Source organism: Microbacterium sp. 16-032 (genome assembly GCF_041079455.1).
In the GTDB taxonomy this organism is placed as follows: domain Bacteria; phylum Actinomycetota; class Actinomycetes; order Actinomycetales; family Microbacteriaceae; genus Microbacterium; species Microbacterium testaceum_A.
In genome coordinates this window covers 73489-88242 of the sequence record NZ_JBFYGQ010000001.1, presented here as the reverse complement: position 1 = coordinate 88242, position 14754 = coordinate 73489, and the positions used below count along the sequence as shown (strand labels likewise).

The window sequence follows — 14754 nt, the reverse complement described above, 5'->3', positions numbered from 1 at the left end:
TTGGCCGAGATGTTGACGTAAACATAACTCGACCCCGCTAGTGTGTCAACGTCAACATCCCAAGGGGGCATGCATGAGCGAGACGACGACGACGTCGACCGCGATTCCGACGCGCGAGCGTCGACGCGAGGTGTCGATGGCCGACGTGGCCGCGGCCGCGGGGGTGTCGGGACAGACCGTCTCGCGCGTCGCCAATGGTCGCACGAACGTCGACCCCGACACTCGCCAGCGGGTGCTCGACGCGATGTCCACGCTGGGGTACCGCCCGAACAGTGCCGCGCGGGCGCTGCGGTCGGGGCGCTTCCGCAGCATCGGCGTCATCATGTTCTCGCTGAGCTCGTACGGCAACACGCGCACCCTCGACGCGCTCGCGTCGGTGGCCGCGGCATCCGGATACTCCATCACCCTTATCACCGTGCAGTCGGCCTCTCAGTCCGACGTGTCGGGCGCGTTCCTGCGCCTTCACGAGCACGCGGTCGACGGGATCGTCATCCTCATCGAGACGCATCGACTCGGCGAGAACGAACTCTCTCTGCCGACGGGGCTGCCGGTCGTCGTCGTGGACTCGAGTGCCGACTACCCCTACGCCGTCGTCGACAACGACCAGGCCCAGGGGGCGCGTCTGGCCACGGAGCACCTCCTCGACCTCGGCCACGAGACCGTGTGGCACCTGTCGGGTCCGCCCGAGTCATTCGCCGCGGAGCGGCGGCGCGACGCGTGGCGCTCGGCGCTCGAGGACCGCGGATGCCGTGTGCCCGAGGTGCAGATCGGCGACTGGACCGCCGACTCCGGGCACCGGATCGGTCAGGCGCTCGCCCAGGATCCGGCCGTGACCGCGGTCTTCGCCGCGAACGACCAGATGGCCCTCGGGGTGATCCGCGCGCTGCACGAGGCGGGTCGCGTCGTGCCCCGCGACGTCAGTGTCGTGGGCTTCGACGACATGCCCGAGGCGGCGAACTTCTGGCCGCCGCTCACCACCGTGCGCCAGCGCTTCGAGCGCGTCGGCGAAGAGGCGATGAGCGCCCTGATCGCCGACATCGAGGGCGAGGGCGGCGAGCACGCCCGCACCCTCGTTCCGACCTCGCTGGTGGTTCGCGCCAGCTCCGCGCCGCGCCTCTGAGTCGCGCCGCTGAGCCGCGCACGGGTCGCGCGCCGCGCGGGCGAGCCCGCACCGTCGGGCCGCGCTCACCGATCGTCCGCGCCGGCTCTGCGCCGAGCCTCTGAGGAGGCGCTGCGCTCGTGAGACGCGCGACGGCGACACATTCTGGGGAAACGTTGCGGCAATCCATAGTGCTCCCTTAGGCTCGGTGTTGACGTCAACATGTTGACGTCAACATCCCCACCTGAGGTCGCACCGCTGCGGCCGGATCGGAATGACGATGAAGTCAGCTCGACTGTTGTCGATGACCTGCGCCGTGGCCCTCGCCGCCGGCGCGATCACCGCCACGGCCGCCGTGGCCCCCGCGCCCGCCGAGGCGGCGACCGCCGCCCCCGTGCGCATCACCCCCAACCCCGCCACCGCCTCCGAGAAGCCGTTCGAGGGGTGGGGCACGAGCCTCGTCTGGTTCGCCAACGCGACCGGGAACTACCCGGCCGACGTCCGACAGAAGCTCTTCGACGCCGTGTTCGGCGAAGACGGGCTCAACCTCAACATCGCGCGGTACAACATCGGCGGAGGCAACGCCTCCGACGTGCCGTCGTACCTGCGCCCCGGCGGAGCGGTCCCCGGCTTCTGGAACCCCGATCTCCCGGCGACGGACGCCAACGGCGCGATCACCTCGAACTACGCCGACCGCGCGCGCTACAAGGCGGCCTGGAATCCCGACGACCCGAACGCGTACGACTTCTCGAAGGACTCCGCCCAGCGCTGGTGGCTCGACGCCCTCAAGGGCAAGGTCACCCACTGGGAGGCCTTCAGCAACTCCCCGCCGTACTTCCTCACCCAGAGCGGGTACGCCTCCGGAGGCATCAACAACGCCACGAGCGAGCAGCTCGCGCCCGCTGACATGGACAAGTTCGCCGGCTACCTCGTGAACGTCGTCGACGAGCTCGAGAAGAAGCACGGCATCACCTTCGACACGATCGACCCGTTCAACGAGCCGAACACGAACTACTGGCAGACCCAGATCCCCAACGGCGCGACCTGGCCCACGGGCGGTCGCCAGGAGGGCGCGCACATTGGGCCCCAGGCGCAGGATGCCATGGTCAAGGCGCTCGCCGCCCGCCTCGCGCAGCCGAGTACCACCACCGACGCCGTCATCTCGGCGATGGATGAGACCAACCCCGGCATCTTCGCCACCAACTGGAACGCGTGGTCGGCTCAGTCCAAGAGCCTGGTCGACCAGCTGAACGTCCACACCTACGGCACCGACGGCCGGCAGGTCGTGCGCGACATCGCCAAGGCCGCGGACAAGCCGCTGTGGATGAGCGAGGTCGAGGGCAACTGGACCGCCCAGAACAAGGGCTTCGTCACCGACGACATCGAGAACGGCCTCGGCATGGCCCAGCACATCGTAGGCGACCTGCGCGAGCTCGAACCCGACGCGTGGGTGTTCTGGCAGCCGGTCGAAGACCTCTACAACATGGAGAAGGTCGAGAAGCTCAACTGGGGCAGCGTCTTCATCGACTTCGACTGCAACGCCCAGGGGATGTCCGAGCGGCGCCTGAAGGACGGCGACGCCGACCCCTCGTGCCAGGTGCTGACGAACGAGAAGTTCAACACGGTGCGCAACTTCACCCACTACATCGCGCCCGGCGACCACCTCATGGCGACCGACAATGCCCAATCGACCGCGGCGATCGACGAAGACGGTCAGGGCGCGACGATCGTGCACGTCAACTCCGAGGCCTCGGCCCGCACCGTGCAGATCGACCTGCGCGACTTCGGTACCGTCGCACCCGGGGCGACCGTGACCCCGATCGTCACGACCCAGTCGACGGCCGACGCGCCGACGCTCAACGCGCTCGCGAAGGGGCAGCCGGTCGCGGTGGACGCGGCATCCCGAACCGCGACGCTCACCATCCCCGCCAAATCCGTCGTGACGTTCAAGATCGACGGTGTGTCGGGAGTGTCCCCCGACGCGGCGGCCTTCCGCGACGGACAGACCGTTCAGCTCTCCGGCCTGCAGAGCGGACTCGCGCTCGACGGCGCCTCGACGCTCGCCGTGCGCACCGCCGCGACGACCACCGACGCGGCTCGCGCCCAGTCGTGGACCGTTCGCACGATCGACGGGGCAGGTACGAACCGCCACCGCTTCACGCTTCAGAACGGGTCGGGGAAGTTCCTCGCCTCGAACGGCACCAACACCGCCCTGGTGGATGCCGACCCGGCCGCGGCCGCGACGAATCCGGCGTTGCAATGGATGGCCTCGACGACCGACGGCACCTCCTACTCCCTGCTGAACGTCGCGAGCGAACGCGTGCTCGACGTCAACGGGGCGAGCACCACCCCCGGTGCGTCCGTGGGCCTGTGGACCTCCAACGGCGGCGGGAACCAGCAGTGGCGCATCGCCGGCACCGCGGTCGTCGGCGCCGAGCCGGTCTCGGCGGCGACCGCCGTGGGCGTGAGCCCCACCCTGCCCGGCACCGTCACCCTGCGTTACGCCGGACGGACGCTCCGCAGCGCCGCGGTGACCTGGCAGACGGACGGCGTGGACTTCTCGCGCCTGGGCACCGTCCAGGTGCGCGGCACCGGTACCGACCTGTTCGGGGCGCCCTTCGAGGCGACCGCGACGGTCGAGGTGGGTCCGTACACGGCCACGCGCCCGGCATCCGTCACCGTTCCCGCCGGGAGCGCGCTCGACGTGGTGAGAAGTCAAGCCGACGGCAGCGTCCAGGCCGAGCTCAGCCCCTCGGGCTCCGGATTCTGGGTGCCCGTGCAGTGGGCCTGGGACGGACTGACCGATGCGGCGTTCGCCGCGACGGGAACCGTCACCGTCACGGGCGTCGCGACGGGACCGAGCGGAGAAAAGCTCGACGCGCGACTGACGGTCATCGTCACCGCGGCGTCGGAGCGCAACGTCGCCCCGCAGAGCCAGCCGTCGGCGACCTTCACCGAGAGTTCCCAGTACGGCGTCGCCAACACGATCAACGGCAGCTCCACCGACAAGGGCTGGTCGAACTGGCGGTCGGGGACGAAGAACGACCAGGACACCCTGAGCTACGTGCTGAAGCAGCGCGAGACGCTGACGCACGTCGCGGTGCAGTTCTACCGTGACGGCAACACGCTGAGCTGGCCCACGACGATGCGCGTGGACCGTCGGGTCAGCGGCGGCTCGTGGATCGAGGGCGACCTGGTTCCGGTCCCCACGCCCTCGAGCGGTGCGCCCCGGGTCGACGTCCCGGTCGTCGGTGCCGCCGACGAGGTCCGCGTGGTCATGAACGCCCGGTCGCAGACCCACATGATCGTGTCCGAGGTCGAGATCTTCGCCGCAGCCCCGGCTCCGGCCGGCATCGCCGACCTCGCCCGCTTGACGGTGGGCGATGAGCCGGTCGCAGGGTTCGCCGCGGACACGCTCGACTACACCGTCAGCTCGACCGGCGCGGCGTGGCCGACGCTGCACGCTCTGGCGGTTGACGAGGACGCGAGCGTCGTCGTGACCCAGCCCGGCGCCTCCGCGGGCGCCGCCACCGCCCGTGCGGCAGCCGTCGCCGCGGCGGACAACGTCGGGACCGTGCAGGTCACGGCCCCCGACGGCACCTCGCGCACCTACTCGGTGACCGTGGATCGCGTCGTCGGCGTGACCTCTGTCGCTCTGACGGGTGAGGCCCGCGTGGGCTCCACCCTGCGGGCGGCCGCCGTGACCGACCCGGCCGATGCCGGAACAACGTTCGTGTGGATGCGCGACGGGGTCGCCATCGACGGCGCCACCGCCGACGGGTACGCGCTGACCGCGGCCGACGAGGGGCGACAGATCACCGTCCAGGTGACGGCGACGGCGGCCGGCTTCACCGTGGGTCGTGCCGTGTCGTCGGCGGTCGTTCCCACGGCGGCCGTCACGGACCCCGGCACCGGCGGTGGCTCGGGCACTCCGGGCGCGGGAGCGGGCTCCGGATCGGGAGGATCGGGTGCCGGAGGCGCCGCCGGGTCACCGGCGGGCTCCGCGAACAACGCCGCAGGGTCCTCGACGGCGAACGGTCGCGACCTGGCGACCACCGGTCAGAACACCGAGGGGGTGGCCGGGTTGACCGTCGGTGCCGTCCTGCTGCTCCTGCTTGGAGCCGCTGCGGTGGTGCTGCGGCGCCGCTCTCGCGCGTGACCCTCTGAACCCGAAGGCCGTGACGGTCGCCTCCCGCGACCGTCACGGCCTTCGGCGTTCCCGGGTGGCGGCATCCCACCCCCTCGTCGCACATCCGTGCAACCCCGACCTTCTTCACCCGCGGGCGAGAGAAGATTGACCGTCCGCAACGATCCCCACTGAGGAGACCCATGCACGTCAACGCCTACGCGGCGTCGTCCGCGACCTCACCCCTCGAACCCACGACCATCGAGCGCCGCAACGTCGGCCCGAAGGACGTCCTGATCGACATCGCCTACGCCGGCATCTGCCACTCCGACATCCACACCATCCGCGGCGAGTGGGGCGACGTGCCCTACCCCCTGACCGTCGGCCACGAGATCGTCGGTACGGTCGCCGAGGTCGGTTCCGAGGTCACCAGCCACAAGGTCGGCGACCGCGTCGGCGTCGGCTGCATGGTCAACTCGTGCCGCGAGTGCGAGAACTGCCTCGCGGGCGAGGAGCAGTACTGCGAGAAGGGCAACATCGGCACGTATGGCGCCAAAGACGTCGACGGCACGATCACCCAGGGCGGCTACAGCGAGAAGATCGTCGTCGACGAGCACTTCGTGCTGCGCGTTCCCGAGTCGATCCCCTACGAGAAGGCCGCGCCGCTGCTGTGCGCCGGCATCACGACCTACTCGCCGCTGAACCACTGGAACGCCGGCCCCGGCAAGAAGGTCGCCGTCGTCGGCCTCGGAGGGCTCGGCCACATGGCCGTCAAGATCGCTCACGCCATGGGCGCCGAGGTCACCGTGCTCTCGCAGACGCTCAGCAAGAAGGACGACGGCCTGAAGATGGGCGCCGACCACTACTACGCGACGAAGGATGACGAGACCTTCGAGAAGCTCAAGAAGAACTTCGACCTCATCATCAACACCGTCAGCGCTCCGCTCGACCTCAAGCGGTACCTGGGCCTTCTCGCCCTGAACGGCACGATGGTCAACGTCGGCGCCCCGCCGGAGCCCCTGCCCATCCAGGTCTTCACGCTGTTCACCAACCGTCGTTCCTTCGCGGGTTCGTCGATCGGCGGCATTCGCGAGACCCAGGAGATGCTCGACTTCTGCGCCGAGAACGGCATCGCGCCCGAGACCGAGCTCATCTCGGCCGACCAGATCAACGAGGCCTACGAGCGCGTGCTGAAGAGCGACGTGCGCTACCGCTTCGTGATCGACGCGAAGACCTTCGCCCCCGCCTGATCCCGGCTTCGGCCCCGGATGCCACGGCCCCGACGTTCCACGGAGAGTCGGGGCCGTGGCGTTCCCGGCATTCCTCCCGCCCCGACGCGCCGCCGAGCGTTCGGGGTCGCGGCATCCCCTGCCTCCCCCTTCCCCCTTCCCCCGCCCCGATAAACGCCATTCCTCCGCGTAAACGCGGTGTCGCAGCGTGTCTCGTGAGGAATCGCGTTCATCGGCGTGGGTGGGGCCGTGGCCACCGCCGCTGCGCCCCGCACCGCCGCGGCGCCTCCGCTTCGCCGCGGCGCCCCGCTCTGCCGGACCCGTGCGCTGCGCAAACCCCGGACACGCGAAAGCGGCGCCGCCCCGAGGGGCGACGCCGCTGACGAACCGTGCGGATCAGGCCTGGCCGAGCGCCGCCGAGACGACCGCCCGCGCCTCTTCCTGCACCTCGCGCAGGTGGTCCTCGCCGCGGAGCGACTCGGCGTACAGCTTGTAGACGTCCTCCGTGCCCGAGGGGCGTGCGGCGAACCACGCCGACTCCGTCTGCACCTTCAGCCCGCCGATCGCGGCGCCGTTGCCCGGCGCGTGCGAGAGCTTCGCGGTGATGCGCTCACCGGCGAGCTCGGTGGCCGACACGGCATCCGGAGACAGCTTCGACAGCGCCGACTTCTGCGCGGGCGACGCGGGCGCATCGACCCGCTGGTACGCGGACGATCCGAACTGCTGCTCGAGCTCGGCGTAGCGCTGCGAGGGGGTCTTGCCGGTGACGGCGAGGATCTCGGCGGCCAGCAGGCAGAGCAGGATGCCGTCCTTGTCGGTCGTCCACACCGTGCCGTCCTTGCGCAGGAACGACGCACCCGCCGACTCCTCGCCGCCGAACGCGACGGAGCCGTCGAGCAGGCCGGGGACGAACCACTTGAACCCGACGGGCACTTCGAGCAGCGTCTTGCCGAGGGCGTCGGCCACGCGGTCGATGATCATCGACGACACGAGCGTCTTGCCCACGGCGGCGTCGGCCGGCCAGTTCGGGCGGTGCGAGAACAGGTAGTCGATGGCGACCGCGAGGTAGTGGTTCGGGTTCATCAGGCCCGCGTCGGGGGTGACGATGCCGTGGCGGTCGGCATCGGCGTCGTTGCCGGTGAGGATGTCGTACTCGTCGCGTGCGGCGACGAGCGACGCCATGGCCGAGGGCGAGGAGGGGTCCATGCGGATCTTCTCGTCCCAGTCGAGCGTCATGAACTTCCACGTCGGGTCGACCTCGGGGTTCACGACGGTGAGGTCGAGGCCGTAGACCTCGGCGATGAGCGCCCAGTAGTCCACCGATGCCCCGCCCAACGGGTCGGCGCCGATGCGGACGCCGGCGCTCTTGATGGCGTCGACGTCGATGATGGATGCCAGATCCCTGACGTACGCGTCGCGGAAGTCGTACTGGCCCAGGCCGTCGAGGTCGATGTCGGCGTGCCGCGTGCGATGCACGCCCTCGAGCTCCGCGGCGATGAGCTCGTTCGCGCGGTCGGCGATCCAGCCCGTCGCGTCGGTGTCGGCGGGTCCGCCGTGCGGGGGGTTGTACTTGAAGCCGCCGTCGCGCGGCGGGTTGTGCGAGGGCGTGACGACGATCCCGTCGGCGCGGCCGGGGTCGGAGGCCGCGAGGTCGCGGTTGTACGTGAGGATCGCGTGGCTGAGCGCGGGGGTCGGCACCCACGCGTCGCGGGAGTCGACGCGCACGTCGACGCCGTTGGCGACCAGCACCTCGATCGCGCTGCGTTCGGCCGGCAGCGACAGCCCGTGGGTGTCGCGACCGAGGAACAGCGGACCGGTGATCCCCTGCGCTGCGCGGTAGTCGACGATCGCCTGGGTCGTGGCGAGGATGTGGTCTTCGTTGAAGCTGGTGCTCAGCGACGAACCGCGGTGACCGCTGGTGCCGAAGGCGACGCGCTGCTCGGGCACCGCGGCATCCGGCTTGCGGTCGTAATACGCCGCGATCAGTTCGTCGATGTCGATGAGATCGGATGCCTCTGCGGGCTGCCCTGCGCGACTGCTCATGCGCCCAGTCTGCCCGCTCCCTCCGACATGCGCACACGCTGTGACGCATTCTGAGAGAATCCGTGGTCGCGTCGCGGGCGGTCGCCGGTCGATGCGGTCCGCAACGGTGGCGCGGGCCCGCTGTCGCGGCATCCGGAATCTTCCCCCAGGTCTAGGCTGGACGCCGTGCTGCCCGACACAGAGACCGTGCCCGCCCGCCGTACCTACAGCTACCTGGGCCCGGCCGGCACGTTCACCGAGGCGGCCTTGGCGCAGGTGCCTGAGGCGCGCGATCAGATCTGGCGTCCCGTGCGCAATGTCGGCGAAGCGCTCGCCGACGTCGTCGAGGGGCGGTCGGATGCCGCGATGATCGCCATCGAGAACTCCGTCGACGGCGGCGTCTCGACCGCGCAGGATGCCCTGGCGACCGTGCCGGGCCTGCGCATCGTGGGCGAGTACCTCGTGCCGGTGAACTTCGTGCTCGTGGGTCGCCCCGGAGCCACCCTCGCCGACGTCTCGCTCGTCGCCGCCCACCCGGTCGCCTACGGGCAGTGCCTCGGATGGCTCAGCAAGAACCTCCCCGCCCACGCGCACCTCCCCGCCGAGAGCAACGTCGCGAGCGCGCTGGGCGTGCTCGACGGGACGAGTGCGGCGGATGCCGCGGTGGCGGCCCCCGGGATCGTCGCCCACCACGACGTCTCGGTGCTGGCCGAGAACATCGGCGACAACCCCAACGCGGTGACGCGTTTCGTTCTCGTCAGCCGCACGGTCGCTCCGGCTCCGCCCACCGGTGCCGACAAGACCTCGCTCATCGTCGAGCTGCCCGAGGACCACCCGGGTGCCCTGCTCGAACTACTCGAGCAGTTCGCCACGCGCGGGATCAACCTGAGCCTGTTGGCATCCCGCCCCATCGGCGACGCCCTCGGCCGGTACCGCTTCGTGATCGACGCCGACGGTCACGTGCTCGACGAGCGCATGGCCGACGCCCTGCTGGGGCTTCGCCGATTCAGCCCGAAGGTCATCTTCTTGGGGTCGTACGCCCGCGCCGATCGCGCGATCGTGCGCTACCCGCAGCGCTACAGCGACGACGTGTTCGTCGAGGCGCGCGACTGGCTGCGCGGCCTGCTGAGTGGTGAGCCCGAGGCCTGACCCGTCGCCAGGCCCCTGTGCTCGTCGATGGGCCTAGAGCCCGCGTCGGTGACCGGGGGCCCCGAGAGGCCTCGCCGCCCCGCGCGCCCTAGGTCCCCGAGCTCGTCGACGGGACCAAGACCCGCGTCGGTGACCGGCGAACTCGACAGGCTCAGCCGCACCGACAGCGGCGGCGACGCCGCCGAGCGTCAGGCCGCGACGGTCGCCGGAGCCGCAATCAGCTCGAGGGTCTGCACGCGGCCTTCGGAGGTCTCGCCGTCGTAGGCTCCCGCCACCGGCGACACCATGATCTCGTCGACGCCGTGCTGTGCGGCGAACGCGCTCAACTGCGCGCGCACGTCGTCGCCGGTGCCCACGAACCACTTCTGCCGGGTCGAGGCCATGATCGATTCGGCCATCGCGTCGAACGGCTCGGCCTTCGCCTGCTCGACCGTCTCGAGCGGCACCATGGGGCGGTTCGTGCGCAGGCGCGCCATCATGCGCAGCTGCGGCAGCGCGCGGTCCTCGGCCTCTTCGGCGGTCGGCGCGGCGACGACGTTGGCGGTGACGAACGTGCGCGGGCCCTCACCCGACTCGTTGGGAACGAACTGGTCGCGGTACACCCCGAGTGCGTGGGTGAGCCCCTCGCCCGAGAAGTGGTTCGCGAAGACGTAGGGCAGGCCGAAGCTGGCCGCGAGCTGCGCCGAGTAGTCGCTCGAGCCGAGAAGCCAGACCTGGGGCATCCCGGATGCCGCGGGCGTCGCCTTCACCTGGTACTCGGTGCCCGAGGTGAAGCGCACCGTCGCCCCATCGGGCGAGGTGAGCGCCATGATGTCGGTCACGTGATCGGGGAAGCGGGAGACGTCGCTCGTGGTGCCCGAGCGGTTCAGCAGCTGGGTGATGACCGGGTCGCTGCCGGGGGCACGGCCGATGCCGAGGTCGATGCGGCCGGGGGCCAGGGCCTCGAGGGCGGCGAACTGCTCGGCGACGATGAGGGGGGAGTGGTTGGGCAGCATCACGCCGCCCGATCCGACGCGGATGCGCGAGGTGCGGGCAGCCGCGGCGGCGATCAGCACGGGGGGCGTGGTCGACGCGACCGAGGGCATGTTGTGGTGCTCGGCGAACCAGTACCGGCGATACCCGAGGCGGTCGGCGCGCTCGACCAGGTCGAGGGCGGCGCTCACCGCCTGTGCGCTGTTCTGTCCGCTGCGGACGGGGACGAGATCGAGAACAGAGAGGGAGGGCATGGCGTCGTTCACCCCGAGAAGAACGCCCGATCGATCCCCGCTATTCCTCTCCGGGCGTCGCGGCGGACCACGAGGGGTGCAGGGCGAAGCCGCATCCATCTTCAGCGTTCTCTCAGGAAAACGGCGTGACGAATGCGCCGCCCACCGCGTCTCACCTTTGACATCGCGGGACACACGGTCCCGGAACGACGGAAGGAAGCGAACATGGCCGAGAACACCACCACCGCCACGACCACCCCCGCCACGAAGGACGGCGGCTCGACCGTCATCGTCGACGCCGTCGTCGCCAAGGTCGCCGGCATCGCCGCGGCCGAGGTTCCCGGTGTCCACGCCCTCGGCGGCGGAGCAGCCCGCGTCATCGGCAACATCCGCCAGGCCGTGGGAGCCAAGGACCACGCGCAGGGCGTGAGCGTTGAGGTCGGCGAGACCGAGGTCGCCGCCGACATCTCGATTCAGGTCGACTACCCCGAGCAGCTGCAGCGGGTGGCGTCGAACGTCCGCGCGGCCGTGCACCAGGCCATCACCGAGCTCGTGGGCATGAAGGTCGCCGAGATCAACGTGACCGTGGTCGACGTCTTCATCCCGGGTGACGACGAGGACGACGCCGACGAGCAGCGCGTCAACTGACAACCGTCTCGAAAGGGGCGCCGCCGCGTGAACCGACCCCCGGGAGTTCGGACTGAGAAATCAGTTCCGACCCCCGGGGGCCGGTCGCGAGGGAGGTGGCGCCCCTTTCGTCTGCCCGGAGGCGGTCGAACGAGTCCCTAGTTGCTGGAGGGGAAGATGCCCGGACTGCACACGTAGTACGTCATGCCGTTCGGGGTGACGGAGGTGAGGTTGGGGAGCTGGAAGGTCGTCGCGCCGTTTCCGCCGTACGTCGTGCCGTAGAGGGCGAACAGCGCCTGGTTTGACGAGACGCTCAGCGTCTGGCCGTTTGCGATCAGCCCGCTCGCGATACGAGAAGCGGAGAGGTAGACGTCGCCCAGTGTGCAGTCGACGCCGCTGCGGCCCTCTCGAGCCTGCCCCGAGTTCTGTCCGAAACGGTTGTCCACGAAGGTGCTCGATCCAGCCGGCCCCTGCGGACCGGTCGGCCCCTGGGGACCGGTGAGTCCCTGCGGTCCGGTTGCTCCCGGGGCGCCCGCAGCGGCGAGCACGCGCCAGTCGGCGGTCGAGGTGGGCGCGACGTTCGTACTGGTCCGGGTGGCGATGTACGTGCTGCCCTGGTAGGTCACGACGTCGGCGGGAGTACCCGTCTGGTACGTCGTGGTGCTCGTCCACTCGCCTCGGAACGTCCACGGGGTCTGGCCCTGAGCGCCGGAAAGCCCCTGCGTGCCTTGCGCACCCTGCGGGCCCGTTGCGCCCGTCGCTCCGGTGTCTCCCGTGGCCCCGACATCGCCCTTGTCGCCCTTCGCGCCCTTCGAGGCGACGAGGATCCAGCTGGAGTCCGTCCCCGGCGTCTTGCCGAGGGAGGACTGCGCGGCGACATACGCACTGCCTTCAAAGGTGACGAGGGCCGCGGGAGGCCCCGCCGTGTAGGTCGACGTCGCGGACCACGCCGAGACGGTGCTCCATGCGGCGACTCCAGCGTCCCCCTTCTCGCCGGTAGCGCCTTGGGCGCCGGTGGCTCCCTGAGAGCCGGTGGCTCCCTGAGCGCCGGTCACGCCGGTCTCGCCTCGCGCGCCCGTTTCTCCGGGTTCGCCCTGCGCTCCCGTGGCTCCTTGCGCTCCCGTGGCTCCCTGCGCGCCGGTTGCTCCGTCGGCACCGGTCGCTCCGACAGCCCCCGTAGCGCCCTGCGCTCCCATCGCTCCGTCGGCCCCGCCAGCGCCCTGGGGTCCCGTCTCGCCGGTCGCTCCTCGCGCGCCGCTCGTGCCCCTGTCGCCCGTCGCGCCGTTCTCACCCGTGGCGCCCTGTGCTCCCTGCGGCCCGGGTTCTCCGGTCGCGCCGGGCTCGCCTGTTACGGCGGGGGAGCTCGACCAGGTGACCGGAACCATGCCGCCGTCGCACGTCGACGAGTCGGCGTTCAGAGTGAGCGCTCCCGACTGCGTATCGAAGCAGCCGTAGGCGGTCAGCGATGATGGCTGGCTCTGTGCCACGGATGACGCGGCCCACCCGGCGCCGGCGCCGACCGTTCCCGCGACGACCGCGCCGATGATGATCCAAGAAACGGGTGATGCCTTCATGGCGGGGCTCCCAAAGAGACGGGGCTCCTACGCGGTCGCGTCGAGCAGTGCGAAGACGGCCTAGAACACACTGCACCCAGCTCAGCCCGTAGTCGGACGCTATCGTAGCGACGAAAGTGCACGCTGTGTCGTCGGGGGTCGACGAACAGAGCCGCCATTGCCGCACTCGCTGTCGGCACGGCGATCGCCTTCGGGCTCCGCGGAGGGGGACCCTCGGGCGACGCCTCGGCTCCGACCGGCGCGGCGACCTCGGGTCCCGTGGGCGGACTCAGCCCCCGTGGCGCACGTGGGAGTACGCGTCGAGCGCGCGCTTGCGCGTCTCGCCGAGGTCGACCATCGGCTCGGGCGGGTTCTCGCCGAGGTACTCGGGCGCCCACTCCTTGATGTAGGCGTCGTGCGGGTCGAACTTCTTGCGCTGCGTGTCGGGGTTGAACACGCGGAAGTAGGGAGCGGCATCCGCGCCGCTTCCCGCGACCCACTGCCAGTTGAAGGGGTTGCTCGCGGCATCCGCGTCGACGAGGCAGTCCCAGAACCACTGCTCGCCGTGGCGCCAGTCGATGAGCAGGTTCTTGATGAGGAACGATGCTGTGACCATGCGCACGCGGTTGTGCATGACGCCGGTGTGCCAGAGCTGGCGCATGCCGGCGTCGACCACGGCCACGCCCGTCTTGCCCTGCTGCCAGGTCTCGAGGTGCGATCGGTTCAGCTTCGGCCAGGGGAAGGCGTCGAAGGTACGACGCCAGTTCACCGTCGCGATGTCGGGGGAGTGGTAGGTCACGTGCCAGGCGAACTCGCGCCACACGATCTCCGAGAGGAACCCGCTCGCGCTCTGCGCGTGCTGGCCCGATCCCCGGTGCTCGAGGGTGTCGTGCCACACCTGATAGGGGCTGAGCTCGCCCCAGCGCAGGCGCGGCGACAGGTTGGAGGTGGCACCGCCCGCGAACTCGTCGCGGTACTTCGAGTAGTCGCCCAGGTCGTCGTCGAGGAACTCCTTCAAACGTGCCTTCGCGGCGGGCTCTCCGGGCTCCCACGTCTCGCGCAGGCCTCCGGCCCAGTCGGGCTTCGTGGGCAACAGGCCCCACGAGCCGAGGTCGTCACCGTCGACACTGCCGTCGAAGCCGGGGATCTTCCGTGCTTCCGGCATCGGCGGGCGCGGGGCCGGGAGCTTCTGCACGGCCCGGGCGAAGGGGCTGTACACGCCGTACGGCTTGTCGCTCTGCGTGCGCACCGTCCACGGTTCGTAGAGCAGGTTGGCGGCGAACGACGCGACGGTCACGCCGTCGTCACGCAGCTTCTCCTTGATGCCGGCGTCGATCTCGCGCTCCGCACCGCCGTAGCGCCGGTTCCAGAACACCGCTCCGGCGCCCACCTCCGCGACCACCGAGGGAATGACGTCGGCCGCTCGGCCCCGCCGGAGCACGAGTCGGCCGCCCCGCTCCTCGAGGCGTTCACTGAGGGAGGCCAGCGACCCGTGCAACCACCACCGGGCCGCCCCGCCGATCGAGCGGACGCCTTCCGACTCCTCATCGAGGAGGTACAGCGCCACGATCGGCTCCTCGCGGTCGAGCGCCGCGCGCAGCGCCGGGTTGTCGGTGAGTCGAAGGTCGTCGCGAAACCACACGACGGAGGGCGATGGCATCCCTCGACGCTATCCACCTCGGCATCCGTGATTCCGGGCTTGACACCCGGTGCGCGCCCGGCCCGGCCGCGCTCGGCGAAACCG

At 70.5% G+C, this 14754-nt stretch carries 9 protein-coding genes; 5 read left to right on the top strand and 4 right to left on the bottom strand.

The annotated features are described in order from the left end of the window. Positions 1-73: 73 nt before the first annotated feature. The 3 genes from AB6V31_RS00350 to AB6V31_RS00340 all read left to right on the top strand — a co-directional run bounded on the left by AB6V31_RS00350 (position 74) and on the right by AB6V31_RS00340 (position 6475). Complete coding sequence (locus AB6V31_RS00350) at positions 74-1120, top strand: LacI family DNA-binding transcriptional regulator (protein ID WP_056224350.1); 1047 nt, start codon at positions 74-76, stop codon at positions 1118-1120. A gap of 283 nt (positions 1121-1403) precedes the next feature. Further along, entirely contained in the window at positions 1404-5258 is a 3855-nt protein-coding gene (locus AB6V31_RS00345) for a glycoside hydrolase (protein WP_369363316.1), read from the top strand. 170 nt (positions 5259-5428) lie between these two features. Then, positions 5429-6475: an NAD(P)-dependent alcohol dehydrogenase gene (locus AB6V31_RS00340; RefSeq protein ID WP_369363315.1), complete on the top strand. Its 1047-nt coding sequence runs from the start codon at positions 5429-5431 to the stop codon at positions 6473-6475. A gap of 375 nt (positions 6476-6850) precedes the next feature. On the opposite strand, the gene pgm is transcribed toward AB6V31_RS00340, so the two are convergent. After that, a complete protein-coding gene (gene pgm / locus AB6V31_RS00335) occupies positions 6851-8497 on the bottom strand; it encodes a phosphoglucomutase (alpha-D-glucose-1,6-bisphosphate-dependent) (protein WP_369363313.1) in 1647 nt (548 codons plus the stop codon). Between the two features lie 165 nt (positions 8498-8662). On the opposite strand from pgm, the gene pheA reads away from it, so the two are divergent. Further along, positions 8663-9625 (top strand): prephenate dehydratase, encoded by a 963-nt coding sequence (gene pheA / locus AB6V31_RS00330; RefSeq protein ID WP_056224342.1) that lies wholly within the window; start codon positions 8663-8665, stop codon positions 9623-9625. 188 nt (positions 9626-9813) lie between these two features. On the opposite strand, the gene AB6V31_RS00325 is transcribed toward pheA, so the two are convergent. After that, complete coding sequence (locus AB6V31_RS00325; RefSeq protein ID WP_176786316.1) at positions 9814-10851, bottom strand: LLM class flavin-dependent oxidoreductase; 1038 nt, start codon at positions 10849-10851, stop codon at positions 9814-9816. A gap of 204 nt (positions 10852-11055) precedes the next feature. Here AB6V31_RS00325 and AB6V31_RS00320 point away from each other — a divergent pair, with 204 nt between their 5' ends. Next, complete coding sequence (locus tag AB6V31_RS00320) at positions 11056-11478, top strand: Asp23/Gls24 family envelope stress response protein (RefSeq protein ID WP_369363311.1); 423 nt, start codon at positions 11056-11058, stop codon at positions 11476-11478. A 137-nt stretch (positions 11479-11615) separates the two neighbouring features. Here AB6V31_RS00320 and AB6V31_RS00315 read toward each other — a convergent pair whose 3' ends face one another. Together AB6V31_RS00315 and AB6V31_RS00310 are read right to left on the bottom strand one after the other, a co-directional pair. Next, positions 11616-13031 (bottom strand): tail fiber protein, encoded by a 1416-nt coding sequence (locus AB6V31_RS00315; protein WP_369363309.1) that lies wholly within the window; start codon positions 13029-13031, stop codon positions 11616-11618. A gap of 268 nt (positions 13032-13299) precedes the next feature. Next, the gene (locus tag AB6V31_RS00310) at positions 13300-14670 is read right to left on the bottom strand and encodes a deoxyribodipyrimidine photo-lyase (protein ID WP_369363307.1); all 1371 of its coding nucleotides are present in this window, start codon (positions 14668-14670) and stop codon (positions 13300-13302) included. Positions 14671-14754 lie beyond the last annotated feature (84 nt).